This is a genomic window from Methylosinus sp. is20ea (assembly GCF_059718135.1).
The window spans coordinates 7,501-31,491 of sequence record NZ_AP046088.1 but is presented as its reverse complement, the minus strand read 5'-3'; the positions used below and the strand labels follow the sequence as shown (position 1 = coordinate 31,491).

Genomic DNA, 23,991 nt, shown 5'->3' with positions numbered 1-23,991 from the left:
TCCTGAACTTATGCGCAGGGCTCCGAATCCAGGTTAACAACTCCTTTGCAGATGCGTCATGCCCGCGCTCGTCGCGGGCATCCACGCCAGGACATCGCGATACGCGGGGAGAAGAGGCTGCCCCATTCCGCTCATTTTCTCAGCCTTCCGAGACGTCGCGGCGTGGATGGCCGCGACAAGCGCGGCCATGACGCTGCAAACATGTCTGCTCGTCGACCCGAATTCGGAGCCCTGAACTTATACGTCAGCTATATTGACATATTTCTGACCGATGGCTAGTGGTTTGGAGAAGGCCGGCTCGAGACCGGCCGCCGTTCGGGACGGCCCCTTTTTTCGCCCTTGACCTCATCGGAGCGTCGGATGTCTGTTTTGCCCTTCGACCAGCGCGACGGCTACATCTGGTACAATGGCGCGCTCATACCGTGGCGCGACGCCAAGCTCCATGTTCTCTCGCACGGGCTGCACTACGGCTCCAGCGTGTTCGAGGGCGAGCGCGCCTATGGCGGCGTGATCTTCAAATCGACGGAGCATTCGGAGCGCTTCAAGCGTTCCGCGCAGATCCTCGACTTCGAGATTCCTTATAGCGTCGCCGAGCTCGACGCGGCCAAGGCCGCGGTGGTGAAGGCCAATGGCTTCGACAGCTGCTATGTGCGGCCGGTGGCCTGGCGCGGCAGTGAGATGATGGCCGTCGCCGCGCAGAATTCGACGATCAATGTCGCCATCGCGGTGTGGGACTGGCCGAGCATGTTCGACGTCGGCGCTAAGATGAAGGGCATTCGCCTCGACATCGCCGATTATCGCCGGCCCGATCCGCAGACGGCCCCCTCGCTGGCCAAGGCGGCCGGCCTGTATATGATCTGCACCATCTCCAAGCATCGCGCCGAGCGCCGCGGCTACGCCGACGCTCTGATGCTGGATTGGCTGGGCCGCGTCGCCGAATGCACCGGCGCCAATATTTTCTTCGTGAAGGACGGCGTGCTGCACACGCCTCTCGCCGATTGTTTTCTGGACGGCATCACGCGCCGCACGGTCATCGATCTCGCCCGCCGTCGCGGGATGGAGGTCGTCGAGCGCCGCATCATGCCGGACGAGCTGCCGAGCTTCAGCGAATGCTTCATCTGCGGCACGGGCGCGGAGGTCACGCCGGTCGCCGAGGCGGGGCCCTATCGCTTCACGCCCGGCGCCATCTCGCGCACGCTGATCGAGGATTACACGCGCGAAGTAAATCCGAAGGCGGCCGCCGCCTGAGCTCGGCCGCGCGCCGAGAGAGCGACATCCGAGACGATTTGCAGAGACGATTTGCGTCGTGTCCTTCCTGTCTTCGTGGTAAAAAATCCCTCGAAGGCGCGAATGAGGCGAAGGGCCGAGGGGTTGGCGAGGCATGGGAAAGGTCACGGGGTTTCTGGAAATCGACCGGCAGGACCGCAAATATAAGCCGGCCGCCGACCGTATCCGCCATTATGACGAATTCGTCATCGCCCTCTCCGAGGAGGCGACGCGCAATCAGGCGGCGCGCTGCATGGATTGCGGCATTCCGTTCTGCCACAATGGCTGTCCGGTCAATAATCAGATCCCCGACTGGAACGACCTCGTCTATCACGGCGACTGGCGCCGCGCGCTGGCCAATCTCCACTCGACCAACAACTTCCCGGAATTCACCGGCCGCGTCTGCCCCGCGCCCTGCGAGGCCTCCTGCACGCTCAACCTCGTCGACCAGCCGGTCACGATCAAGACGATCGAATGCGCGATCGTCGACCGCGGCTTCGAGGCGGGCTGGGTTCTGCCCGAGCCGCCCAAGTCCAAGACCGGCAAGCGCATCGCCGTCGTCGGCGCCGGCCCGGCCGGGCTCGCCGCCGCGCAGCAGCTTGCGCGCGTCGGCCATGACGTGCATGTCTATGAGAAATTCGCCAAGGCCGGCGGACTGCTGCGCTATGGCATTCCCGACTTCAAGATGGAGAAGCATCTCATCGACCGTCGCGTCGCGCAAATGGAGGCCGAAGGAGTCGCCTTCCATTACAACGTCCATGTCGGCGTCGATCTCGCGGCGGACCGGCTCGTGGCCGAGCATGACGCCGTGATCCTCTCCGGCGGCGCCGAGCAGCCGCGCGATCTCGCCATTGCGGGGCGCGATCTGCGCGGCGTGCATTTCGCCATGGATTTCCTGCCGCAGCAGAACCGCCGCGTCTCCGGCGAGCCGCTCGTCACCAATGAGCCGATCCTCGCCTCCGGCAAGCATGTCGTCGTCATCGGCGGCGGCGACACGGGGTCGGACTGCATCGGCACCTCGGTGCGCCAGGGCGCGCTTTCGGTGACGCAGCTCGAGATCATGCCGCGTCCGCCGGAGAAAGAGGCCAAGCTCGTCACCTGGCCGGACTGGCCGCTGAAGCTGCGCACCTCCTCCTCGCATGACGAGGGCTCGACGCGCGATTTCGCGGTGATGACGCGGGAGTTTCTGGGGGCCGATGGGGCCGTCACGGGCCTGCGCTGCGAGCGCGTCGACGGCAAGATGCAGGCCGTTCCGGGCAGCGAGTTCACGCTGAAGGCCGATCTCGTGCTACTGGCCATGGGCTTCGTCTCGCCGGTGCGCGAGGGGCTGCTGGAGAAGCTGGCAGTCACGCTGGACCCGCGCGGCAATGTGGCCGCCGACGTCAAATCCTATCGATCGTCACGCGAGAACGTCTTCGCGTGCGGAGACATGCGGCGCGGACAATCGCTCGTCGTATGGGCGATCCGCGAGGGCCGGCAATGCGCCGCCTCGGTGGACGTCTTCCTGATGGGCGAAACAAATCTACCGAGGTGAGGAGTAACATGCCCACGGCTTTGTGGTTCTGCGACAATATCGGAAATTCGGCTCTGCCCTATGTGCTGCTCGCCATGCCGATCGGCGGCGCCTATCTCTATGGGCAGAAGAAAACGCGCATCGCCTGGATTTTGATCGGCGTCTGGGTCGTCGCTCAGGTCATCATCTCCGGTCTGACCAACGCCAATTGCGTCGGCTGACGCGACGAGAAAAGTGACGCCGGCGACCGTCGCGAGACGAGCGCCGGCGTTTGTCGTCAGAGAACGTGAACCTGCGTGCCGACCTTCACGCGATTGTAGAGATCGCTGACGTCGCCGTTCAGCATGCGGATGCAGCCGGAAGAGACGCCATGGCCGATCGTCCAAGGCTCGTTGGAGCCATGGATGCGGAACATGGTGTCGCGGCCTCCCGAATAGAGATACATGGCGCGCGCGCCGAGCGGATTATTGGCGCCGCCCGTCATATGCCGCGGCAGATCCGGACGGCGGTGGAGCATGGCCGAGGGCGGCGTCCAGGCCGGCCACGCCTCCTTGCGGCCGATATGCGTCTGGCCGCGCCAGGTGAAGCCCGGCCGGCCGACGCCGACGCCATAGCGGATCGCCTGGCCATCGTTCATGGAGAGATAGAGAAAGCGATTTTGCGTGTCGACGGTGATCGTTCCCGCCCGCTGACGGGTCGGGTCGGCGACGACGGAGCGCGTCGACGAATATTCGCCGGAGAGCTGGCCGTCGGAATAGGACGCAGGGCTCGCCACTGAGCGTCCGCTGAACAGGAAAGCGAACGGATTTTCGAAAGCCTGCGCGGCGGGCGCGGCGCAGCCGGACGCCAGCGCGAGCGCGATGGAAAGAGAAGAACGACGAAACGACATGACAGATACTCCCTTCGAGGCCCTCGGGCCCTTCGAGCGGGAGAAAAATGTTTCGCAGGCGCGCCTGTTCCCTCGCGAGCGCGTCGTCGTCGTGCTTCATTCGACTTGAATTGAATGCGGAATTGACGGTTTTCGCGCATTTCGAGCGAAACTGCGGGGCGCCTCAGCGCGTCTCGGCCGCGGAGGAGGTGGCCGCCGCTGGCGTCGGCGCCGGAGTCTCGGCGGGCTTGGCCCCGCCCTTCGGCCAGGAGAAATCATCGGCGCGGCCGGGCTGGCTCGGCTGCTCGCCGCCCTCGAGGAAAATATGGTCGACGAGCGCGCGCGCCGCGGCGGCGCGGGCCTCCTCGCCGGCGGAGGGCGATTTTCCGCGTCGCGCCAACTCTCCATCGGCGGCGATGGTCGTCGTCAGCGACTGCAGGGGGCCGATGGCCGGGCGATCCGGCAGCGTCGGCGCGGCCGCCGGAACCGGGCCGCTCGGGGCGATGATCTGGATCGGCGGCGCCGCAGCGGCCTCGGCCGCCGGGGGCGCTGCTTCGGCGGGCGTCTGCGAGGCTTCGGCCGGCGCGCCGTCGGGCGCGGGGTGGCGCGCGTCGAAGAGGCGCTTGATCTCGCCCTCGACGAAATGGGCGAGCTTTCGCGCGCCGACATCGGTGAAATGGACGCCATCCGCCGATCTCAGCTTGACGATGCGTCCGTTTATATCCGGGCCGAAGGCCTGATACTGGTTGCGCTCGTCGGCGAAAGCTTCCCAAATGTCGATGAAAGGCGCGCTGTCCTGCGCCGCCGCCTGCCGGTAGATGTCGTTGAACTTCGCCATATCGGCGGAGAAATGCTCGTTCTTGGTGACCGGCAGGCCGACCCAGACGAGCGGAATCTTCTTTTCTCGAAAAGCGGCCCGCACATTCTCCACGCGCTGGGCGTAGCGCTCGCGCCAGCGCGGCGACAGCGTCTCGATCGTCTCCGTTCCCTCGTGAATCGCCTGGCGATCGTTGGAGCCGATCATGATGATGGCCATGTCGATCTTGTCGCCGCTGGCCAGCATCTCGCGCGCGGCCTTCGGCCAGTCGAAATAATCGTCGCGCACGAGGCTGGTGCTGTCCTTCGCCTTATGCAGGATGCGGATATCCGGCCGGTCCGCATAGGCTTCCTCGAGGCCGTCGGCCAGCATCTGGCCCAGGCTGTCGCCGATCACCGCCACCTGGAAGGGCGGCGGAGCGTCGGGGTCCTCCGGCTTCTGAGTCTTCTCCTTTTTGGCGGCCTTGCTCTGGCCGTGCCAATAGGCCGGCGCGCCATATTCGCGATGCGGCACGAGACGCCGCATGCGTCCGGTCTCGCGCGCGGGCGGATGGGCCTGTGGGCGGGCGTGCGGCCGGCCGCCGAACAGGCCCTGAAAGAAATCCGCGACAGGGTCCTGCGCGCGCGCGCTTTCCGCGCCGCCGAAGAGCAGCGCGAAGAGGAGGATCGCGAATAGGCCGAGGGAGCGGGGCGGGCTGCGCATGTCGCCAATATAGCGCGGCCCCGGCGGCAAAGCGATCCGGCGCCCCGCTGAGGGGCGCCGGATCGCTGCGGACGGCTCCACAGCCCGGCCCGCGCTTCAGCGCAAATGCGCGGGCGCCTGCGGATTATTCGCGGGATTGGTGTCGTGTTTGGAGAGCTTCTCCACCACGCCGCCGCCGACGAGGGGCGTCAGCTCGGCTTCGAGCGCGTCCGCGGCGGCCTTGGGATAGACCTCCTCGCCTTCGACATAGATGGAGAAGGATTTGACGTGCTTGGCTTTCTTGACCGGGTCCTCGATCGTCGCCTTGGTCCATTTGTAGAGCGGGAAATGCTCGACGCCCTGCTTCTCCGCCTCGGTGACGTAATGGACGAAAGCGTCGAATTGATTGCTCAGCGCCGCATGGTGCTTGGCGAGAATCGCGGCGACCGGCGCGAGCGCCGCATTCTGCGGATCGGTGCGGGCGATCTCGGCATAATCGTCGCTGATGTTCAGCCGGATCTGATAGTCCCACTCTTCGCTCATCGTCTGAACTCCCTCGGCTCGTTGCTGTGGATCAATTGGCGCGGCGAGGCGGTTTCGTCGCGACATTGCGCTCGGCCCGCCGCAGCGCGGCGAGGCAGGGGTTGGTCGAGGCCTCGGCCGCAGCGACGCGAGCGCCGGTGCGATCGGTCCAGGCCGAGCGCCGAAAGCCGCTGAAATAATTGTAGAAGCTGCCGAGGGTCGGACGCCGCGAGAGGCCGAAGCGCAGCGAAGCGTCGCCGAACAGCGGATCGATTTCTCGCAACAGCGTCTGATCGGGGGAGAGCGATTGGCGCCAGCTCGGCGGATCGGCAGGGCCGCCGAAAGGCGTGAGATGTCGCGTCGCCACATAGCCCGTCTCGCCGTCGTAGGAAACAATGCTCCATTTCGCGTCCTGGCGCACCAGCACGATCGGCGACAAGGCCGGTATCACGCCGACGAGATGCTCCCGACTGCCGGGGCCGCCGCGTAGAGCCGCGTCTTGAAAGACGCAGGCCGGTTTGGCCGCCGCCGTTCCCGCGAAGCCGATCAGAGCCGCAAGGGCGCAGAGCGTGCGAATTCCGCTCTTCATGTGACGCTTCCTGTGATGTTGGTCGCAATATCCTAGTGAATAAGTAGGTTGTGTCAACGCCGCCGAACGCGCGCGACGCCGCGGCTTGACGCGGCGCCTCGCGCTCCGGCATCAATCCGTATCCGGGCTGTTTCGGAGCGCACATGTTCAAGCAATCGACTCTCGCCTGCGCCCTCGCGGCGCTCGTCTCTCTCTTTGCGCCGATCTCCTCGATGGCGGAGCCAGAGCTCGCGCGCAGCGAGACGATCGAGCCGGCGGAGGCGCGGGGCGGCGCCGGCCCCTTTGACTTCTATGTGCTGACGCTCTCCTGGTCGCCGGCCTTTTGCGAGAGCGGCAGCGGCCGCGAATATCGCGCGCAATGCGAGCCCGGCCTCGCCAAGGGCTTCGTCACCCATGGCCTGTGGCCGCAATATGAGCATGGCTTCCCGAGCGAATGCGACGGCGCCGCCACGCCCTCGCGCATGGCGCTCGCCCATGTCGCCGGCGTCTATCCCGACGAGGGGCTGGCGCGGCACGAATGGCGCAAGCATGGCCGTTGCTCGGGCAAGAGCCCGACCGATTATTTCGCCGATGTGCGCCGCGCCAGCGAGAGCGTGACGATCCCGACGCTGTTCGAGCGGCCGCGGCAGGCGCAGAGCTTCGCGCCGCTCGACATTCAGCGCGCCTTCATCGCCGCCAATCCGCGGCTGCGTCCGGGCATGCTCGCGGTCACATGCCGCAAGGGCGCGCTGCAGGATGTGCGCATCTGCTTCTCGCGCGATCTGCGCGAGTTCCGCCCCTGTCCCGAGATCGCGCGCGGCGCCTGCCGCTCCGGCGAAATCTCCGTGCCCGCGCCGCTGTAGAATCTTTGGCTTCGACGTGTTTTCGTCACGCGAACCGGCTCCCACTTCGCTCGAAAGCACGAAGGACCGATGAATTATCGTCATGCCTTTCACGCCGGCAATTTCGCCGATGTGTTCAAACATGCGCTGCTGGCGCGGCTCCTTCTCTATCTCACGCGCAAGGAGGCGCCGTTCCGCGTCATCGACACACATGCGGGGGAGGGCGCCTATGATCTCGCCGCCGACGAGGCGGAGCGCACGGGCGAATGGCGTGGCGGAATTGGACGGCTCGCCGATCTCTCCGGCGCGGACGCGCGGCTGCGCGATCTGCTCGCGCCCTATCTCGATATCGTCGGACCTCTCGACGCCGAGGGCCGGCCGGCGCTCTATCCGGGCTCGCCGCTGATCGCGACGCATTTTTTGCGCGCGCAGGATCGCGCCGTCTTCTGCGAATTGCGGCCGGACGCTTTCGAGGCGCTGCAGGCGCGCTTTGCGCGCGACAAGCGCGTGAAGACGATTCACCTCGACGGCTATGTCGGCCTGGCCGCCTTTGTGCCGCCCAAGGAGCGGCGCGGGCTCGTGCTCATCGATCCGCCCTTCGAGCAGCGCGACGAGACCGATCGCATGCTGAAGACATTTCTCGAGGCGCATCGCAAATGGCCGACCGGGATTTATGCGCTGTGGCGGCCGATCAAGGACGAGACCGAGCAGCGCTGGCTGCTCGGCGCGCTGCGCGCGAGCGGCGTGAAGAAGATTTTGCGCCTCGATCTTTCTGTCGGCGGCGCGGATGAAGATCAGAAGCTGCGGCGCACCGGGCTCGTCGTCGTCAATCCGCCTTTCACCTTCGAGGAAGAGGCGCGCGAGCTGTCCGCTTTTCTCGCGCAGCGACTGGCGCAGGGCCCGGGCGGCGGCGTCGAGATCGAATGGCTGAGCGGCGAGTGACGAGATCAGTGATCGACGAACAAAAAGGGGCACGCCTCCGAGCATTTGCGCGCGCAGAGCAAAGCTGTGTCGCCGGTGATGGATCGGCTGGTCGCGCCTTCGGAGAATTCGATGTCGCCTAGCGGCGTCTCTTCGCAGAGCGGAGAAACGAAGCGCGGAGCAATCGTCGATTCGCGGGTCGTCTCGAGCGCGCTGCGATCGGCGGCTGTCGCCACGGCGAGCGCGCCCTGCGTTTCGATCATGGGCGCGTCATCGCGCAATGGCTGGACGAGCCGCCGCTCGCGCGCCTTCACGAATCGTCCAGATGGGCGGCGCACGAAAATGCGCGAGAGATCGCGCGGATCATAGCGCGCCTCGAGGCGCCTGCGCCCGGCCGCGAGATCGTCGGCGAAGGCGCGCGACCAATAGAGGCGGCCGAGCAGCCGCAGGCCGTCCTCCTCGAGCGCGCCTTCGTCGCCGGGCAGCAGCGACAGGCGGAAATTCACGCAATCGAGCGGCATGCGCAGCAGATCGGAGCGCATATGCTTGCGCCAGAGCGTGAGCGGCGCGCGGTCGAGATCGTGATGCTTGCGACAATGATAGCCGCCGGCGATCTCCGCGCCGAGCCAGCTCTCGAGCTCGCTCAGCGTGAGACGCTGCGCATGTGGGCCGACATAGAGGTCGCGCTCGCCGCGCTCCATCGGGCCGACGTCGGTGATGAGCGGAACGCAGCCGAGGCGATTGCCGATCAGCGCTTCCACATGCGCGCCATAGCGGGCGCCCGCGGGCTCGCTCCAGATTGTCTCTATCCCGATCTCGCGGCAGACGCGCACGAAGGCGCGACGGCCGAAAAAGCTGTTGGAGTCGACATGGATCGCTTCGGGAAGTCCAGCGACCGGCCAATCGAAATCGACGCCGTGCTCTGCGCGCCATCGCGTCTTGTCGCAGACGGAGTGGAGAATGCAGAAGCTCGCCGAAAGGCGCGTCGGCGGCGCGAGCGAGAGATGAAAGCCCGTCGCCATGCGCGTGAACGCGTCGACCCCGAGCGTGATCCAAGGCCGGCCGATCTCCCTGCCGGTCTCGTCGTCGATGATCATCACATCGACTTTCGCGTGATCGATCTGAACGGCCTCTAGCGGCCGCGTGGCCTCTGATCTCTTTCGCACCTTTGTTCGCCGCTGCTTCTTTTATTCGGTTTCGCTGCGTCGCCGCGTCCGCGTCTGAATGTCGATATCGTGCACGCGCGCCTTGATGGTCCGCCAATTCGGCGCCGGCAGCCGCTCCTTCAGGCAGCGCTTGGCGATCTCGCGCACGAGCTGGCTGAACTTCGGCCGCGAGGGCTGCAGATAGAAGGTCTCGATCGCGTCGCGAATGAGCAATTCGCGCGCCGAATCGAGCACGCGCGCGCCCTTGGGACGACCGACCGGACGCGTCATCGGCGCAGTGACCGCGCCGCAGCTGCGGAAGGTCTTGATCATGCGATAGGCGGTGGCGCGGCTGACGCCGAGATCACTCGTCAATTTGCGAATGACCTCCTGCGACAGGCGCTCGCCCTCACGCGTGAGAACCTCGCGAATGACTTCCTCGCGATGGCGGTTGTCGTCCGGGCGCCGGCTGCGTCTCTCGCGTCGGTCGACGATCGACGTCTCAAGCTTGCGTTCGGCCGCCGGGGCCAGGCGGGGATGGTCGGGGTCGAGAACATTTCCGCTCATTTCCAGGCGTTCCTCGTGCAGACTGAACCTCCGCGTCGCGCGCTGTTCGATCTTGTCGCCGCGCGTCGCCGCAGGGCACTTTTTCTCATGATTACAAAACCGAAGACAATGTTCGATTTTGCACGGTCTTCACGCCTGCGCGGGGCGGGGCGGGGCGGCCGGGCGGGCGAGCCGCCGCGTCCGTCCTCGACCAGCGCCGGAAAAGCCCCAGGAAACCACGTGTTTCGACGATGTTTCACGGAATTGGAATAGTTCAAAATAGCAAGAACGGCGGTCGTGAATCGAATAGATGAAGTCTTGCTACATAATGTCGCAGCGCAGAGTTCCTTCGACACAGTGGAGCGCATGTCCGTACGTAGTCGGATTCTGGGTCGTATTCTGGAAGACGGGGGGAGGCCGCGTCGGCGCCGGCGGAGCCCGGGCCGCTCGCGCGCGTCCCGGACTCCCGCGCGGCGATGCGCGCGATGCGATCGGTCAGAGATTGAGCGCTCTGTTCACCGTCGGGATGAAGACCGCGAATACGAAGATCGTGACGAGAATCCACAGCACGACCCATTTGAGTTCTTCGACTTTATGCAGCATTCGAGCTTTCTCCTCCCGTTTTTTGAATTGGTCGACGCCGCGTTTCGAGGCGACGCGCGCTCTTCGTCTTGATCCAAGACGCGACGAGTCACAACAAGCATAGGGCGGCGTCACGATGTCGCAGTACTTAAAAATTCAGACAATCTCATATTTGCGTGATTGGTATCATTTAAAAATGCAGCGCACAACGTCATAGTTGCTGGGCGTGTCTCATTTTATATACGATATAAATATCATATTATGACGCTATATAAGTATTAAATGTAGTATATGCAGCATAATGTCGCATATGTATTCTTTACGATCAATTGACAAGCGCCGATCGCGACATGATAGGTTCCGACACTGCGAAGAGCTTTCGGGCTCTACTGCAAAGAGGCGCGGCGCGGAAATAGTTCCGGTGACCGGCTTCGCGCGCCGAACGTCGCGAGGCCGCAGGGACGGCCCGCGAGGTCCCGCGCCACGGGGAAACGAAGCGTCATCCGGAACGGCGGGAGACCGTTTTCGAACGGATGACTTCAAAGAGGAGGAACTCGACAATGAGTCTGACAACAGAGAAAGCGGCAGGCTCCGTCCGAGCCGCGGAGAGCGACACCATCGTCAATTACTGGCCCGCCTATTGGACGATGATCTGTCTCTTCGTGTTCTATGTGACGATCCGCATCTATGAGCAGTATTTCGGCTGGAAAGCGGGCCTCGATTCTTTCGCGCCCGAGTTTCAGACCTATTGGCTCAATCTGATGTGGACCGAGCTGCCGCTCGAATTCATCGCCTTCTGCGGCATCGGCGGCTATCTTTGGAAAACGCGCGACCGCAACATCGACGCTGTCACGCCGCGCGAGGAGATGCGCCGTCTGCTGACGCTGATCGGCTGGCTCGCGATCTACGCTTTCACCGTCTATTGGGGCGCGTCCTATTTCACCGAGCAGGACGGCACCTGGCATCAGACGGTCATTCGCGACACCGACTTCACGCCGAGCCATATTCTGGAGTTCTACCTCAGCTATCCGATCTACATCATCGCCGGCTGGGGCGCCTTCATGTATGCGCGCACGCGCATTCCGCAGTTCGCGAAGAAAATCTCGCTGCCTTTCCTGCTGTTCTTCGCAGGCCCCTTCATGATCTTCCCGAACATCGGCCTGAACGAGTGGGGCCACACCTTCTGGTTCATGGAAGAGCTGTTCACGGCGCCGCTGCACTGGGGCTTCGTGTTCTTCGGCTGGTTCGCCCTCGCCGTCTTCGGCACCACCTGCCAGGTGCTCGACCGCGTGATCGAGCTGTCCAAGGAATATGAGAAGGACGCGCTCTCTCTCTGATCCTTCGCGCGACAGCGCACTCTCCTCCTCCTCGAGCGATCGCGCCTCGCGCGCGGTCGCGACGGGGGCGGGGCAAGCAAAAAGCAACGACCGGCGCCTCTGCGCCGGGGAGGCGACAATCTCAAGGAGCAAGAACAAAATGTCCATTTCCACCGAGGCCGGCGCATCCGCCGGCAAGACATGGAAATCGAAGGAGGAGTTCCTCGGCTGCGTGATGCTGACCGATTGGATTCTCCTCGTCGTGCTATTCGCCGTGGTGCTGGGGTCGTTCCACATCCACTATATGCTGCTCGCCGGCGACTGGGACTTCTGGATCGACTTCAAGGACCGCCGCATGTGGCCGACCGTGGCGCCCATCGTCGCCATGTGCTTCGCCGCCGCGGTGCAATCCTTCCTGTGGCAGAAATTCCGTCTGCCGATCGGCGCGACGGTCGCGTGTCTCGCGCTGCTCGTCGGCGAATGGATCAACCGCTACGACAATTTCTGGGGCTGGACCTTCTTCCCGATCAATCTGGTCTTCCCTTCGGCGCTCATCCCCATGGGCTTCTGGCTCGATGTGGTGCTGATGATGTCGGGCAGCTGGCTGGTGACGGCGCTCGTCGGCTCCATGGGCTGGGGCCTGTTGTTCTATCCGATCAACTGGCCGGTGCTGGCGCAATATCACCAGTCCGCCGAGATCGACGGCGTGCTGCTGACGCTCGCCGATCTCATCGGCTTCAACTATGTGCGCACGGGCACGCCGGAATATATCCGCATGGTCGAGCGCGGCACGCTGCGCACCTTCGGCAAGGACGTCGTTCCGGTCGCGGCCTTCTTCTCCGCCTTCATCTCCATGCTGATCTACTTCCTGTGGTGGAAGATCGGCACTTGGTTCACGAACACCAAATACATCGAGGCCGACGACATCTGATCCGCGAATATTCGCGAGCGCGAAGCGGACCTGCGGCCCGCTTCGCCGAGATATCGCAAGAGATCCGAGACAGCACAAAAGATCCAAGAGGCCCGTCGCAGACGATGGCGCGGCCGAGAAAACAAGGAAAAGGGAGACCGATCGACATGATGAACAAGCTCCTCGCGACACTGGCGGGATGCGTGAGGCCGCGGGCGCTGCGCGCCTTGGCCTTCGGCCTCGCCGCGGCGGTCGTCGCCACCACTCTGCCGGCGGCGACGCCCGCATCGGCGCATGGCGAGCGCTCGCAGCAGGCCTTTCTGCGGATGCGCACGCTCAACTGGTACGATGTGAAGTGGTCGAAGACCGAGGTCAATATCAACGAAGAAATGGTGCTCACGGGCAAGGTGCATGTCTTCTCGGGCTGGCCGCAGGCGGTCGCCAAGCCGGATGTCGCCTTTCTGAACGTCGGCGAGCCCGGCCCGGTGCTGATCCGCAAGGGCGCTTATGTCGGCGACGTGCCGGCGCCGCGCTCCTTCTCTCTGCAGGTCGGCAAGGACTATGAGTATAAGCTCGTGCTCAAGGCGCGCCGGCAGGGACGCTTCCACGTCCATGTGCAGATCAACGTCGAAGGCGGCGGACCCATCGTCGGCCCCGGCGAATGGATCACCATCAAGGGTGATATGGCGAATTTCACCAATCCGGTGACTTTGCTCGACGGCTCGACCATCGATCTCGAGACCTATGGCATCACCTGGACCTACATCTATCACTTTGCATGGATGGCGGCGGCGGCGGTCTGGATTCTCTACTGGTTCATGACCAAGGGGCTCATCGTGCGCTATTGGTGGGTGAAGGCCGGCAAGGCCAATGAGCTCATCACCCTGCGCGAGAAGCGCATCGGCGGCCTGTGGCTCGCCGCCTCTATGCTGGCGGTTCTGTTCGGCTACGCCTGGGCCAATAACGCCTTCCCGCGCACGCTGCCGATGCAGGCGGGTCTGTTGAAGGGCATCGATCCGATCGCTCTGCCGCCGGCCACTGTGACGGCGCATTTCAAGGGCGGCTCCTATACGGTGCCGGGCCGCGAGCTGTCGGTGAAGCTGCGGATCACCAATAGCGGAACCGAGCCGGTGAAGGTCGGCGAGTTCACCACCGCGGGATTGCGCTTCCTCAATCCGTCGGTGTTCACCACGCGGCCGCAATTCCCCGAATATCTGCTCGCCGATCGCGGCCTCGCGGTCAGCGACGAGACGCCGATCGCCCCCGGCGAGACGCGCGACGTCACGATCATCGTTCAGGACGCCCGTTTCGACATCGAGCGCCTGTCCGACCTCGCCTATGACACGGACAGCCAGTTCGGCGGTCTGCTGTTCTTCTTCAGCCCGTCGGGCAATCGCGTCGGCGTCGAGATCGGCGGCCCGGTGATCCCGCGCTTCGCCGCCGGAGCCACGCTCTGAGCGCCATAGAGCTTCACGCGGTTCTCTCCACTCTTCTCCGCGTGTTGGTGTGAAACTTCCTCCCCCGCCCGGTTCGTCCGGGCGGGCTTTTTTTGCCCGAGGATCGGGGACGGGGCAGGGCGATCGGGTGAAGGTTTCCTCATCCTGAGGAGCCGCGAAGCGGCGTCTCGAAGGACGAGGAAACCGTCATGCGCGGCCATCTGGAGCTCCCCCTCGTGCTTCGAGACGGCTCCTGCGGAGCCTCCTCAGCATGAGGGGGAGGATTATTGTCTTTCATCCGATCGCCCTGGGAGGCGGGCACGGCGCTTGCGTGCGGAGAGCGCGTCTCGGCCTCCGCCGGGACAGCTGAGCATTTTGCAGGGTCGCGATGCACGAGCACGAGCGAGCCGGGGACGTCCGCGCCGTTCCGGCGCAATTATTGGAGCGCGGCTTTCGGCTGCTGGCGCTCCGAGAGTTTCGCGCGACCGATCAGCCGCCGGCTCTGGCTTTGATTCAGCAGAATATTTTGCGCGATGTGCATCGCGTTCATCGTCATGGCGTCTCTTTCGGCTGCACATTTCTGCCCGAGATCATGCAATGGCTGATCGAGCTGCTCGGCCGTCCCTCGTTGCATCCGCCGGATTATCCGGCGAGCCCCGCCTATCGCAACCCGGCCTGGCCGTCCTTTCATTGGCGCCAGGAGCGCCGGCTGTGGGACGAGGGCGTCGAGACAGTGGAGTGGCATGTCGATGTGATCTTCGCCGATTCCGCGTCTTTCGACGCTTTCGCGGCGCGCTGGCGCGATCGTCTGACGGAAGGCGGCGCGCCGGGCGAGGCCGGAGACGGGTCGAAGGCCGCGCTCTGACGCGCGCCCTCGGCTTTCGGACGCGGGCGCAGGCCGCTAGGAACAAATTCAGTCCGCGCGGGCGCGCTCCGACGCCTCGCGGCGCGGGAGGGAAGGGCGGTTCGGGACGCTCCGGCCCCTTCGGCCAGTGCGCGAGGAAATCATCCGGGGCCGGAGCGTCCCGAAACGCGGTTGTCGTTCTCGTCGACATCCCGAGGCTTGGTCGAACCCGCGAATCCTGGGGTTTCTCGATCAAGACGCGATCGAGTCCGACGGCCTGGGATCACGGAGCGGTTCTTGTTTCTCCCTATGGACGGGAGAAGAACGCCGTCCGGCGACGCGCTGCCTGTCCATGGACGGGGGTCGCCATCCCGGATGGAGCCGCCCCCCGCCCGCGCTCCCTGACCCGAGAAACGCGCCCTTCTTGGGCGGAGGTGGGAGGGATATAGGAATATTTTCAGGATGTGTCAAGGGGCGGCGTTCGGGCGGGCGGGGTTTTGGGATATGATCCGAAGCTGCCATTCTGACTGCGTCGCCCTGATGCCTTACAGTCTCCATTTATTCCAGATATTTATAGAATGGCTAATATTGAAGGCATTTTAGACGCGCGGTTCTATGCATATGTTTGCATTTACGACTATTCAGCGTCCCCAGAAACATCTTCATCGTCACGGATATTCCATTCGTTTTGACTCATAAGACTGTTGTATCCGAAACACCGCTCCCTAAACGCCTTAAGAGCCCCGTCATGTTGCGACAGGATAAGGATAGCATCGCTATACTGTGGCAGGGTCTCGTCATCTAAGAGGTCTAAATATTTGTATTCTGGCTCGCCTTCAAGGCAATCTCGCACGTCGACGAGGACGCGGTTTATAATTTTTACCTTATTTCCACTTAATGTCGCCTCTGGTTTCTTTTTTGAAAGCTCCTTCAGTTGATTGAACAATTCTGTAAATACGCTGATTACGGCATCATATGCCTGAGCCTGCTCTGTCGTCGTGTAATATTCTGCGGTCATTTACTTTCTCTCGCTTAACTTCTTTGGAGGTGCCGTCCTAATTCGCTCCTGCGAGTCCGACAGTTTATAAATCCATACGCCCGCGTCGCGCTTGAGATTGTCTGCCCGTTTTCTCTCTAACTCCTCGATGTACTGACCTATAATGAACGCCACATCGCTGTTTGACGGTAGATCGTCGGAATCAAACTGTTCGAACTCTTCGAACGGCTTATAGTCATCGCCAAGAACGAGGTTTGCCTCTGCAATAGCTGCATTTATAAACTTGAGTTTAAATTTGTTAATTCCATCGTTCGGAGACTTACGAGTAAGCGCGCCGACCTCCTTATGTAGTCCTTCCATTTGCCCAGATACCTTTTCGAGCTTTTCGACATCCTCAAGCTTCATCAGCATTTCTCCACTATCCTGGGCACATTCTACGATATTCGACGTATTTCTTTTTTATAACGTCGATCGGATTTCGCTGCTTGCTTTCGAACAGCTCGACCATTTGTTCAACATCCATATCATCAATAGTCACAATACACCGCCTGTGGCCTGACCAAAGGTCGACGGTGCTTTGCATCCGAGCTTTGCTCAGGGGATTCCTGGTGACGATTACCCCAAATTTGCCCAGGCTATCGGTCATATAACGGTTGAGCTGGTTCACATGATCGCGGCTGACATCCTTCACGTTTTTCATCTCGAACACCACTTGCCGCGACCCATAGTCCTGCGCGATCTCCTCCAGAAATGGTTCCTTCTGGCCGTTGTAGAATATAAGGTCCCTAATAACAGCACCGCTATCGGTCCTGCTTTGAATGGCAGCGAAATCCAGGTGTGGGTAGAAGAGCGACGGGAACAGCTCCCCTATGGCGGCCTCGTAGGCCACATCTGCGTTGTCGCCCTTGCCCGTTTGCAGCTTTTTGATTTGGGCTAGTTTTCGTTTCGCTGATATGACAGGTATTTGGGAGAATAACGGATCATTGTGGCAGTCCTCAAACGTCCGTTCCTTCTCAAGGATGTAAGCGTCAACCACATCGAAGTGCGAGCGATTAAAATTGAGCACATCGACGCGCTCAAGCGTTTCACCTGGATGAGCGATATCGTCCTGCGGACAGTGGCCTCTAAAATAGTCGTCGAAAGACAGCCATGGGACAAACCGCAACCATCGCTTCGGTACGAGGATCAGCGGTTGTCCATTCTCCGGATTTGCTGGAAGATCGACATCCCTCTCTAGCTTAAATTCATTGGTTCTGTAATCATAGACACTTATATCGTGTTTAGAGAGAGGGATTCCGAGGGAACCGCATTGCTGAATGGAAAAGTCAATCAAAAATGACTTGATAAAACTGCACGCGATGTCGCTGATCCTGTCCTTAGAAATTCCGTCGACATAAAACTGAATTTCCTCAAAGTGCCGGAACCCGCGATCCTTATATTGTGGGACGATTTCAAAGAGATCGATGATTTCCTTCGCCTTCGCCGCTCCAATCCGCTTGCCCTTCCGCCTTGCCGAAGAGCCTAACCCCACTTCATCACACTCCGATACAGCGACGAGGATGGCTATGGCCTTTTCCCGATCCCCCTTCCGTGCGAGATATCCAAGGTGATTGAAGGCATTGATGAGTGAAGTATGTAGTCCCTGATCAACCTGCGACGGCGAACGCCACAACAGGAATGGATCCACGTAAAGCGGAATGTCCTCATTGAAGAACGGAATCGCGAAATCAAGCGAGCTTTGGGGGGCGGCAATCCCGTAATAATCTGTGAGTCGCGGATTGATCAACATAAGGCTTTATCCCACAGCAGACTTCGGTTTTAAAGTTTCGAGTTGTATCAGCGGCCGAATATGGTTTTCATCCGAGCGAGATCGCCGCGAGCCGGCCTTGAATGACCGCTTCTGGCGCGACTTTCCCGTTCGGGGAAGGCAACGAGGAAGCATGGCCTATGAACCCGAATCTGCCTCGACAATTCCTATGCGGCCATGACGTTGGAATAATGTCTGCTCCTCAGCCCGAATTCGGAACCCCGCCGCCCGTGCTCGCGGCCTCCCGCGCTGCCGCCCGCCCACGGCATTTGTGACGCGGCGGCGCGCGTTGTATATGCCGATGCCGCGCGGGCCATGGGAAACGGCGCCGCGGCCGGAGATCGAGCCAGATTGCACACGGACGCCGAACAAACCCCCTCGCCGCTCAGCGCCCTGCGCGCGAGCGGGCTCTCCGGACGCTGCCGCCCGCCCGGCGATAAATCCGTCTCGCATCGCTCGCTGATCCTCGGGACGCTGGCGGTGGGCGAGACGCGTGTCGAAGGGCTGCTCGAGGGCGACGACGTGCTGCGCACCGGCGAAGCCTGCCGCAAGCTCGGCGCGCGGATCGAGCGGCTCGGGCCGGGCGGGTGGAGCGTGCGCGGTCCTGGCCTCGGCTCGTTGCTGGAGCCGCGCGAGACGCTCGATTTCGGCAATGCCGGCACCGGCTCGCGGCTGATGATGGGCGTCGTCGGCGGCCATCCGATCACCGCGCGCTTCGACGGCGACGCCTCGCTGCGCAAGCGGCCGATGCGCCGCATTCTCGATCCGCTGGTCCTGCAGGGCGCGCGCGTGCTGGAGCAGGCGGAGGGCGGGCGCTGCCCCATTCTTCTGCAGGGAACCGCCGAGCCTCTGCCCATCGAATATAAGACGCCGGTCGCCTCGGCGCAGATCAAATCCGCCGTGCTGCTCGCTGGCCTCAATTCGCCCGGCCGCACAGTGGTGATCGAGAGCGAGGCCTCGCGCGACCATACGGAAAAAATGCTGGTCCATTTCGGGGCCCATGTCGTCAGCGAGCCCTATGGCGAGCATGGGCGCAAGGTGACGCTGGAGGGGCGGCCCGAGCTGCGGCCGAGCCTGGTGCGCGTGCCGGCCGATCCGTCTTCGGCGGCTTTTCCGATTGTCGCGGCGCTGCTCGCGCCGGGCTCGGAGATCGTCGTCGAAGGGGTGATGATCAATCCGCTGCGCTGCGGCCTCATCGCGACGCTCGAGGAAATGGGCGCTAGAATCGCGCTCGAGAACAGGCGCGAGGAGGGCGGCGAAGAGGTCGCCGACATTCGCGTGACCGCATCTCGCCTCACGGGCGTGGATGTGCCGGCGGCGCGCGCGCCGTCGATGATCGACGAATATCCGATCCTCGCCGTCGCCGCCGCTTTCGCCGAGGGCGAGACGCGGATGCGCGGGCTCTCCGAGCTGCGCGTGAAGGAGTCCGACCGCCTCGAGGCGATCGCCGCGGGGCTCGCGGCCAATGGCGTCGATTGCGAGATCGTCGGCGACGATCTCATCGTGCGCGGCGGGGCAGGCAGAGTGAAAGGCGGGGGAAATGTCGAGACGCATCTCGACCATCGCATCGCCATGAGCTTTCTCGTCATGGGGCTCGCCTCCGACGCGCCGGCGGTGGTGGACGACGATCGCATGATCGCCACGAGCTTTCCGAATTTTCGCGCCCTGATGGAAGGGTTGGGGGCCCGCTTTGCCTGATCGCGGATTGGTCATCGCCATAGACGGGCCGGCGGCCTCCGGAAAAGGCACGCTGGCGCGGCGGCTCGCGGCCCGTTTCGGCCTTCCTCATCTCGACACCGGGCTGCTCTATCGCGCCACCGCCTGCGCGCTGCTCGACGAGGGGCGGCCGCTCGACGATATTCGCGCCGCGGTGGAGGCCGCGCGTGGTCTCGCGCTCTGCGATTTCGACGAGGCGCGGCTGCGCTCGCGCGAATTGGGGGAGGCGTCCTCCGTCGTCGCCGCCATTCCGCAGGTGCGCGCGGCTCTTGTCGAGATGCAGCGCAGCTTCGCGTCGCGCTCGGAAGGCGCGGTGCTGGACGGGCGCGACATCGGCACGGTGATCTGCCCCGACGCTGTGGTGAAAATCTTCGTCACCGCCAGCGCCGAGAAGCGGGCGCAGCGTCGCGCGCTGGAGCTCGCCTCGCGCGGCGAGCGCGTCGATTATGCGCATATTCTCGAGGATGTGCGCCGGCGCGACGAGCGCGACAGCGGCCGCAGCTCGGCGCCGCTGAAAATGGCCGATGACGCGGTGCGGCTCGACACCTCCGATCTCGATATAGAAGAGGCCTTCGCCGCCGCTTGCGCGATCGTGCAGGAGAAGGCGGCGCTCGCCGGCTGAAGCGGGATGCGCGCAATGAGCGGGGACGCGACGAGAAAAGTCTTTCGCTTCGCGCCGTCGCCCAATGGCTATCTCCATCTCGGCCACGCCTATTCGGCGCTGCTCGATTTCGATCTCGTGCAGCGCGAGGGCGGCCGCTTCCTGCTGCGCATGGAAGATATCGACAGCGGCCGGGCGCGGCCGGAGCTCGAGGCCGCGATCTATGAGGATCTCGCCTGGCTCGGCCTCGTCTGGGAGCAGCCGGTCCGCCGCCAATCGGAGCATTTGGACGATTACGCCGCGGCGCTCGCAAAGCTCGACGCGCTCGGCCTGCTCTATTCTTGCGTCTGCTCGCGCGCCGATATCGCCCGCGCGGCCAGGGAGCGCTCCGATCCGGGGCGCGATCTCGATGGCGCGCCGCTCTATCCTGGAACCTGCCGCGGCAAAGGGCTCGCGCGCGCCGGCGCCAATCTGCGGCTCGATATGGCGAAGGCCGCGGCGCTCGTCGGCGGCGAGGTCTCCTGGTTCGAGCATGGCAAGGAGATCGTCGCCTCGCCGCAGGAATGGGGCGATGTCGTGCTGGCGCGCAAGGACATAGGGACGAGCTATCACATAGCCGTCACCGTCGACGATGCGCTGCAGGGCGTGACCGATGTGGTGCGGGGCAGGGATCTCTATGAGGCGACGCGCCTCCATCGGCTGCTTCAGGAGTTGCTCGGATTGCCGGCGCCCGCCTACCGCCATCATGCGCTGGTGCTGGACGAGGACGGCCGCAAGCTCGCCAAGAGCCGGCTCTCCGAGCCCTTGCGGGAGTTGCGGGCCGAGGGCGCGACGCCGGCCGATGTGCGGGCGATGCTAGGCTTGGCGTGAGTCGGGCGGGGCGGCAGGGCGATCGGGTGAAGGTTTCCTCATCCTGAGGAGCCGCGAAGCGGCGTCTCGAAGGACGAGGAAACCTTCATGCGCGGCCATCTGGAGCTCCCCCTCGTGCTTCGAGACGGCTCCTGCGGAGCCTCCTCAGCATGAGGGGGAGGATTGTTGGCCTTCACCCGATCGCCCTGGGCGGGGCGGCCGCGCCGCTTGTCGCCCCAGATGAAATCATGCATGATTACTCGAGTTTAAATCTCCGCCTTGCCGCGAAGGACCATCCCATGAGGACATTGCTCGCCGTCCTGGCCGCTCTGGCGGCGACGACCTCCGTCGCCCGCGCCAATTATGGCTATTGCTTCACGCACGGCCTATTGGGCGGGACCAAGGTCGTGGTTCACGATCAGGTTCGCGAGGCCGATTTCTGGGACGGCGCCACGGTGAACGCCTATCGCGCGCGGCTCGAGTCGGCGCATCGCTTCCGCTTCGGCGCGCTGACCTGTCCGGGGTTCGAGACGGAAAAGGAGGCGCAGGAGAGCCTCGCCCTACTGCGGCGGGCCTCGGTCGAACAGGGGTTCGCCGATTTTCCCTATCCGCCGCAGCCGGCGGTCGATTGAGGCTCAGCTCTCGTCCCGAGGGCCTTTGTCGGAGAGCAGCGCCGCGACCCAGCGGCTCGAGGGGAAGTGGTCGCAGAGCGTCAGAAAGGCGATGGCGATCGGCACGCCGATGAAGGCGCCCGGCAGGCCCCATAGAAACGTCCACAGCAGCACGGAGAAGACGACGACGGTCGGCGACATTGCGAGGGCCGAACCCGAGAAGGCCGGCTCCAGCCCGCTGCCGATGACGAGCTGAACGAGGCCCAGCACGCCGAGAACGACGAGCGCCGTCTGGCCCGAATCGAATTGCGCATAGGCGAACAGCGCCGGAAGCAGCGTCGCCACGGCCGGGCCGATATAGGGCAGATAATTCAAGGCGAAGGTCAGCACGCCCCAGGCCGCCGGACGATCGAGGCCAATGGCCAGCGCGAAGAGAAAGACGAGCGCGCCGGTAGCGAGGCTCGCCACAGTGCGGACCAGCATGTAGCGGCGCAGCTTGCCGGCGATGCGCGCGCCGGCGTGGAGGAGGGAACGCGCCGTCTCCTCGCTGCGCGAGGCGGCGAGCTTCTTCTCGAATCCGGCCGCTTCGGCGAGGCCCATGATCACATAGATCAGCACCACCAGAGCGAAGCCGACGACTATGTTGATTCTGGTCGCCGCTGCTTGAAGCAGCGCGAGAATCCAGGCCGCGTTGAAATGTTCCGTGACCAGGGAAGCGACGAAAATATCATGCGTCTCCAGCCATTTGGTCGCATTTTCGAAGGACGCCTTCACGCGGTCGACGTTACGGATGAACCAGTCCACGATCTCGCCGCCGCTCCAGACGATGAGCGACGACAGCGCGATCATGACCGCGAGCGCGACGACGATGCTGATGAGGAGCGCGACCGGCCTCGGCGTCATCGTCTGAAGCGTCTGCTGCAGCGGCCAGATCAGCGCGATGATGAACAGCGCGAAGACGACGGGCTCCAGCACCGCCTGGCCGATGGAGAAGGCGGCCAGCATCACAAATCCGATGACGATGACCGCCGCCGTGTCCGCCGCTCTCTCTCCCATCGTCGTCCTCGCTTTTTCGAGCCCTCGCACTCCGGGCCCTCTCGCACAAAGAGAAAGGTAGAGCGGCGCCGTCATCGGAAAATGCCTCGCGAGACCTTTCGTGATTGCCGAAAGCGCGCCGAGCGCTAATTCCCAGCGAGCGTTTTCGGACGAATTGGAGAGATGAGATGTCGACTCCCGAGGAAAACAAGGACGAAAATTTCTCGCGCCGCGCTTTCGCCGCGGGCCTGCTGGCGGCTCTGGTCGCCGTTCCGCTCGTCGCCGCCGCTCCCTCCGAAGCGGAAGCGCAGGAGCGGCAGTTCGTGCGGCCCTCCCATACGCCGCGTGTGCAGCGCCCGCGCAGCCATGTGCGCGGTCCCGTGATGCATCGCAGCCTGTTCCGCCGGCGAGTCCGCGTTCCGGCGCGTTGACGCGATAGAACCATTCGAGCGCGCATGCCCGCTTTCGGGCGGCGCGCCTCAGGGCAGGGGATCGAGATGAACGACTATAGCGTCGCGCCGGAATTCGGCGAGCATGCCGTCGTGGCGCGGGCGGGCGCCTGGCTGAAACGCAAGGCGCCCTATCTCGTCGTGCTCGCTCTGGCGATTTTCGGCGTCGCCTATACGAGCCTCGCCCAGCAGCCGCTCTATGGCTATTGGGAGTTTCTGGGCGTCGCGATCGGCGTCGCCTGCGTCGCCATCGGCTGGCGCCAGGCGTCCGATCGGAGCGCGCGTTTCGCGCTGGCGCGCACCCAGGCGCTGCATTGGGCGGCGTTTCTCGTCGCCATGAACATCGTTCTGTGGCCGAGCGTGAACAGCTTCCTCAATGCGCCGGCGACCGGGCTCGCTCTGCTGCTGCTGCTGGCGCTCGGCACTTTCGTCGCCGGGATTTACGTCTCATTCGACATCGCCGTGCTCGGCCTCGCCATGGCGGTCGCGGTGCCGGCCATCGCTTGGTTCAAGCAATCGGCCCTGTTTCTGATTCTGGCCGTTCTCGTCCTGGGCGCGGTCGCGGCCGCCTTTTGGCGGCGCGGCGGCGGCGCCTCCGCGTGAGACGTCAGCGCCCCTGCCGGGTGGCGACATGGGGGTTGTTGGGCGCCTTGGCCATCAGCTGATCGATACGGTCGCGCTCGCGCTTGAAGTCGGCGAGCAGCCGACCGTCGAACTCGCGCGTGCGCGCCAGCTTGACGCGCATCGGATCGACGAAATGGCCGTTGACCATCACCTCGTAATGGAGATGCGGGCCGGTCGAGAGGCCCGACGAGCCCAAAAATCCGACGATCTGGCCCTGCTTGACGCGAATCCCGTCGCGAATGCCGCGCGCGAAGCCCGACATGTGATTGTAGGAGGTCGAATAGCCATTGGCGTGCTGAATCTCGACGCGGCGGCCATAGCCGCTGTGCCAGCCGGCCTCCACGACGACGCCATTGCCCGCAGCCAGAATGGGCGTGCCGATGGGCGCGGCCCAATCGACGCCCGTGTGCATCTTGTAATAGCCGAGGATCGGATGGCGGCGCATGCCGAAGCCCGAGCGCGTCTCGCCCGCGGCGATCGGCTTGCGCACCAGGAATTTGCGGCTCGAGCGGCCGTTCTCGTCAT

At 63.7% G+C, this 23,991-nt stretch carries 26 protein-coding genes (1 of these 26 only partly in view); 15 read left to right on the top strand and 11 right to left on the bottom strand.

Going from position 1 to position 23,991, the window contains the following annotated elements:
• Window positions 1-360: 360 nt before the first annotated feature.
• The 3 genes from AC6IY7_RS00165 to AC6IY7_RS00155 all read left to right on the top strand — a co-directional run bounded on the left by AC6IY7_RS00165 (window position 361) and on the right by AC6IY7_RS00155 (window position 3,000).
• Complete coding sequence (locus tag AC6IY7_RS00165) at window positions 361-1,248, top strand: branched-chain amino acid aminotransferase (protein ID WP_497780957.1); 888 nt, start codon at window positions 361-363, stop codon at window positions 1,246-1,248.
• Window positions 1,249-1,381: 133 nt separating this feature from the next.
• Window positions 1,382-2,800, top strand: a complete 1,419-nt coding sequence (locus AC6IY7_RS00160) for a glutamate synthase subunit beta (RefSeq protein ID WP_497780956.1) — start codon at window positions 1,382-1,384, stop codon at window positions 2,798-2,800.
• Between the two features lie 8 nt (window positions 2,801-2,808).
• A complete protein-coding gene (locus AC6IY7_RS00155) occupies window positions 2,809-3,000 on the top strand; it encodes a hypothetical protein (RefSeq protein ID WP_497780955.1) in 192 nt (63 codons plus the stop codon).
• Between the two features lie 56 nt (window positions 3,001-3,056).
• On the opposite strand, the gene AC6IY7_RS00150 is transcribed toward AC6IY7_RS00155, so the two are convergent.
• From AC6IY7_RS00150 to AC6IY7_RS00135, 4 genes are all read right to left on the bottom strand, one after another.
• Window positions 3,057-3,668 (bottom strand): L,D-transpeptidase, encoded by a 612-nt coding sequence (locus AC6IY7_RS00150; RefSeq protein WP_497780954.1) that lies wholly within the window; start codon window positions 3,666-3,668, stop codon window positions 3,057-3,059.
• A gap of 163 nt (window positions 3,669-3,831) precedes the next feature.
• Window positions 3,832-5,166 (bottom strand): SGNH/GDSL hydrolase family protein, encoded by a 1,335-nt coding sequence (locus AC6IY7_RS00145; protein ID WP_497780953.1) that lies wholly within the window; start codon window positions 5,164-5,166, stop codon window positions 3,832-3,834.
• 96 nt (window positions 5,167-5,262) lie between these two features.
• Window positions 5,263-5,688, bottom strand: coding sequence for a hypothetical protein (locus AC6IY7_RS00140; protein ID WP_497780952.1), 426 nt, complete (start codon window positions 5,686-5,688; stop codon window positions 5,263-5,265).
• 31 nt (window positions 5,689-5,719) lie between these two features.
• Window positions 5,720-6,256, bottom strand: a complete 537-nt coding sequence (locus tag AC6IY7_RS00135) for an SH3 domain-containing protein (protein WP_497780951.1) — start codon at window positions 6,254-6,256, stop codon at window positions 5,720-5,722.
• A 143-nt stretch (window positions 6,257-6,399) separates the two neighbouring features.
• Here AC6IY7_RS00135 and AC6IY7_RS00130 point away from each other — a divergent pair, with 143 nt between their 5' ends.
• Both AC6IY7_RS00130 and AC6IY7_RS00125 read left to right on the top strand, forming a co-directional pair.
• The gene (locus AC6IY7_RS00130; protein ID WP_497780950.1) at window positions 6,400-7,098 is read left to right on the top strand and encodes a ribonuclease T2 family protein; all 699 of its coding nucleotides are present in this window, start codon (window positions 6,400-6,402) and stop codon (window positions 7,096-7,098) included.
• 69 nt (window positions 7,099-7,167) lie between these two features.
• Entirely contained in the window at window positions 7,168-8,019 is an 852-nt protein-coding gene (locus AC6IY7_RS00125) for a 23S rRNA (adenine(2030)-N(6))-methyltransferase RlmJ (protein ID WP_497780949.1), read from the top strand.
• Window positions 8,020-8,024: 5 nt separating this feature from the next.
• Here AC6IY7_RS00125 and AC6IY7_RS00120 read toward each other — a convergent pair whose 3' ends face one another.
• Together AC6IY7_RS00120 and AC6IY7_RS00115 are read right to left on the bottom strand one after the other, a co-directional pair.
• Window positions 8,025-9,164 (bottom strand): Mu transposase C-terminal domain-containing protein, encoded by a 1,140-nt coding sequence (locus AC6IY7_RS00120; RefSeq protein WP_497780948.1) that lies wholly within the window; start codon window positions 9,162-9,164, stop codon window positions 8,025-8,027.
• Between the two features lie 21 nt (window positions 9,165-9,185).
• On the bottom strand, window positions 9,186-9,710 hold the full coding sequence (locus AC6IY7_RS00115; RefSeq protein WP_497780947.1) for a transposase: 525 nt from the start codon (window positions 9,708-9,710) through the stop codon (window positions 9,186-9,188).
• Window positions 9,711-10,831: 1,121 nt separating this feature from the next.
• Here AC6IY7_RS00115 and amoC point away from each other — a divergent pair.
• The 4 genes from amoC to AC6IY7_RS00095 all read left to right on the top strand — a co-directional run bounded on the left by amoC (window position 10,832) and on the right by AC6IY7_RS00095 (window position 14,798).
• Entirely contained in the window at window positions 10,832-11,608 is a 777-nt protein-coding gene (gene amoC, locus AC6IY7_RS00110; RefSeq protein ID WP_497780946.1) for a bacterial ammonia monooxygenase, subunit AmoC, read from the top strand.
• A gap of 139 nt (window positions 11,609-11,747) precedes the next feature.
• Entirely contained in the window at window positions 11,748-12,518 is a 771-nt protein-coding gene (gene amoA / locus AC6IY7_RS00105) for a bacterial ammonia monooxygenase, subunit AmoA (RefSeq protein WP_497780945.1), read from the top strand.
• 149 nt (window positions 12,519-12,667) lie between these two features.
• Complete coding sequence (gene amoB, locus AC6IY7_RS00100) at window positions 12,668-13,954, top strand: bacterial ammonia monooxygenase, subunit AmoB (RefSeq protein ID WP_497782750.1); 1,287 nt, start codon at window positions 12,668-12,670, stop codon at window positions 13,952-13,954.
• A 367-nt stretch (window positions 13,955-14,321) separates the two neighbouring features.
• Window positions 14,322-14,798 carry a hypothetical protein gene (locus AC6IY7_RS00095; RefSeq protein WP_497780944.1) on the top strand — a complete coding sequence of 159 codons (477 nt, stop codon included), beginning with the start codon at window positions 14,322-14,324 and terminating at the stop codon, window positions 14,796-14,798.
• Between the two features lie 616 nt (window positions 14,799-15,414).
• On the opposite strand, the gene AC6IY7_RS00090 is transcribed toward AC6IY7_RS00095, so the two are convergent.
• From AC6IY7_RS00090 to AC6IY7_RS00080, 3 genes are read right to left on the bottom strand one after another with little or no spacing between them, the layout of a single operon-like run.
• A complete protein-coding gene (locus AC6IY7_RS00090; protein WP_497780943.1) occupies window positions 15,415-15,795 on the bottom strand; it encodes a hypothetical protein in 381 nt (126 codons plus the stop codon).
• On the bottom strand, window positions 15,796-16,185 hold the full coding sequence (locus AC6IY7_RS00085) for a hypothetical protein (protein WP_497780942.1): 390 nt from the start codon (window positions 16,183-16,185) through the stop codon (window positions 15,796-15,798).
• A 7-nt stretch (window positions 16,186-16,192) separates the two neighbouring features.
• Complete coding sequence (locus tag AC6IY7_RS00080) at window positions 16,193-17,563, bottom strand: DUF8370 family protein (protein WP_497780941.1); 1,371 nt, start codon at window positions 17,561-17,563, stop codon at window positions 16,193-16,195.
• Window positions 17,564-17,932: 369 nt separating this feature from the next.
• Between AC6IY7_RS00080 and aroA the strand changes: the two genes are divergently transcribed.
• From aroA to AC6IY7_RS00060, 4 genes are all read left to right on the top strand, one after another.
• On the top strand, window positions 17,933-19,279 hold the full coding sequence (aroA, locus tag AC6IY7_RS00075) for a 3-phosphoshikimate 1-carboxyvinyltransferase (protein WP_497780940.1): 1,347 nt from the start codon (window positions 17,933-17,935) through the stop codon (window positions 19,277-19,279).
• Window positions 19,272-19,919 (top strand): (d)CMP kinase, encoded by a 648-nt coding sequence (gene cmk, locus AC6IY7_RS00070; RefSeq protein WP_497780939.1) that lies wholly within the window; start codon window positions 19,272-19,274, stop codon window positions 19,917-19,919. Before aroA ends, cmk begins: the two co-directional genes overlap by 8 nt.
• A gap of 15 nt (window positions 19,920-19,934) precedes the next feature.
• Complete coding sequence (gluQRS, locus tag AC6IY7_RS00065; RefSeq protein ID WP_497780938.1) at window positions 19,935-20,768, top strand: tRNA glutamyl-Q(34) synthetase GluQRS; 834 nt, start codon at window positions 19,935-19,937, stop codon at window positions 20,766-20,768.
• 278 nt (window positions 20,769-21,046) lie between these two features.
• Entirely contained in the window at window positions 21,047-21,379 is a 333-nt protein-coding gene (locus AC6IY7_RS00060) for a hypothetical protein (RefSeq protein ID WP_497780937.1), read from the top strand.
• A gap of 3 nt (window positions 21,380-21,382) precedes the next feature.
• On the opposite strand, the gene AC6IY7_RS00055 is transcribed toward AC6IY7_RS00060, so the two are convergent.
• Window positions 21,383-22,414, bottom strand: a complete 1,032-nt coding sequence (locus AC6IY7_RS00055; protein WP_497780936.1) for an AI-2E family transporter — start codon at window positions 22,412-22,414, stop codon at window positions 21,383-21,385.
• A gap of 167 nt (window positions 22,415-22,581) precedes the next feature.
• Between AC6IY7_RS00055 and AC6IY7_RS00050 the strand changes: the two genes are divergently transcribed.
• Window positions 22,582-22,824: a hypothetical protein gene (locus tag AC6IY7_RS00050; RefSeq protein WP_497780935.1), complete on the top strand. Its 243-nt coding sequence runs from the start codon at window positions 22,582-22,584 to the stop codon at window positions 22,822-22,824.
• A 66-nt stretch (window positions 22,825-22,890) separates the two neighbouring features.
• Window positions 22,891-23,445: a hypothetical protein gene (locus tag AC6IY7_RS00045; RefSeq protein ID WP_497780934.1), complete on the top strand. Its 555-nt coding sequence runs from the start codon at window positions 22,891-22,893 to the stop codon at window positions 23,443-23,445.
• A gap of 4 nt (window positions 23,446-23,449) precedes the next feature.
• On the opposite strand, the gene AC6IY7_RS00040 is transcribed toward AC6IY7_RS00045, so the two are convergent.
• Window positions 23,450-23,991, bottom strand: the 3' portion of a protein-coding gene (locus AC6IY7_RS00040) for a peptidoglycan DD-metalloendopeptidase family protein (protein ID WP_497780933.1). Its footprint extends 1,492 nt past the window's final position; the window shows 542 of its 2,034 coding nt (coding positions 1,493-2,034); the start codon falls outside the window, past its right edge — the gene reads right to left on this strand; it ends in the stop codon at window positions 23,450-23,452.

Coding starts and splice junctions, on each gene's coding strand:
- AC6IY7_RS00165 (WP_497780957.1), top strand. CDS start 361: ATGTCTGTTTTGCCCTTCGACCAGCGCGACGGCTACATCTGGTACAAT.
- AC6IY7_RS00160 (WP_497780956.1), top strand. CDS start 1,382: ATGGGAAAGGTCACGGGGTTTCTGGAAATCGACCGGCAGGACCGCAAA.
- AC6IY7_RS00155 (WP_497780955.1), top strand. CDS start 2,809: ATGCCCACGGCTTTGTGGTTCTGCGACAATATCGGAAATTCGGCTCTG.
- AC6IY7_RS00150 (WP_497780954.1), bottom strand. CDS start 3,668: ATGTCGTTTCGTCGTTCTTCTCTTTCCATCGCGCTCGCGCTGGCGTCC.
- AC6IY7_RS00145 (WP_497780953.1), bottom strand. CDS start 5,166: ATGCGCAGCCCGCCCCGCTCCCTCGGCCTATTCGCGATCCTCCTCTTC.
- AC6IY7_RS00140 (WP_497780952.1), bottom strand. CDS start 5,688: ATGAGCGAAGAGTGGGACTATCAGATCCGGCTGAACATCAGCGACGAT.
- AC6IY7_RS00135 (WP_497780951.1), bottom strand. CDS start 6,256: ATGAAGAGCGGAATTCGCACGCTCTGCGCCCTTGCGGCTCTGATCGGC.
- AC6IY7_RS00130 (WP_497780950.1), top strand. CDS start 6,400: ATGTTCAAGCAATCGACTCTCGCCTGCGCCCTCGCGGCGCTCGTCTCT.
- AC6IY7_RS00125 (WP_497780949.1), top strand. CDS start 7,168: ATGAATTATCGTCATGCCTTTCACGCCGGCAATTTCGCCGATGTGTTC.
- AC6IY7_RS00115 (WP_497780947.1), bottom strand. CDS start 9,710: ATGAGCGGAAATGTTCTCGACCCCGACCATCCCCGCCTGGCCCCGGCG.
- amoC (WP_497780946.1), top strand. CDS start 10,832: ATGAGTCTGACAACAGAGAAAGCGGCAGGCTCCGTCCGAGCCGCGGAG.
- amoA (WP_497780945.1), top strand. CDS start 11,748: ATGTCCATTTCCACCGAGGCCGGCGCATCCGCCGGCAAGACATGGAAA.
- amoB (WP_497782750.1), top strand. CDS start 12,668: ATGAACAAGCTCCTCGCGACACTGGCGGGATGCGTGAGGCCGCGGGCG.
- AC6IY7_RS00095 (WP_497780944.1), top strand. CDS start 14,322: ATGCACGAGCACGAGCGAGCCGGGGACGTCCGCGCCGTTCCGGCGCAA.
- AC6IY7_RS00090 (WP_497780943.1), bottom strand. CDS start 15,795: ATGACCGCAGAATATTACACGACGACAGAGCAGGCTCAGGCATATGAT.
- AC6IY7_RS00085 (WP_497780942.1), bottom strand. CDS start 16,185: ATGCTGATGAAGCTTGAGGATGTCGAAAAGCTCGAAAAGGTATCTGGG.
- AC6IY7_RS00080 (WP_497780941.1), bottom strand. CDS start 17,563: ATGTTGATCAATCCGCGACTCACAGATTATTACGGGATTGCCGCCCCC.
- gluQRS (WP_497780938.1), top strand. CDS start 19,935: ATGAGCGGGGACGCGACGAGAAAAGTCTTTCGCTTCGCGCCGTCGCCC.
- AC6IY7_RS00060 (WP_497780937.1), top strand. CDS start 21,047: ATGAGGACATTGCTCGCCGTCCTGGCCGCTCTGGCGGCGACGACCTCC.
- AC6IY7_RS00055 (WP_497780936.1), bottom strand. CDS start 22,414: ATGGGAGAGAGAGCGGCGGACACGGCGGCGGTCATCGTCATCGGATTT.
- AC6IY7_RS00050 (WP_497780935.1), top strand. CDS start 22,582: ATGTCGACTCCCGAGGAAAACAAGGACGAAAATTTCTCGCGCCGCGCT.
- AC6IY7_RS00045 (WP_497780934.1), top strand. CDS start 22,891: ATGAACGACTATAGCGTCGCGCCGGAATTCGGCGAGCATGCCGTCGTG.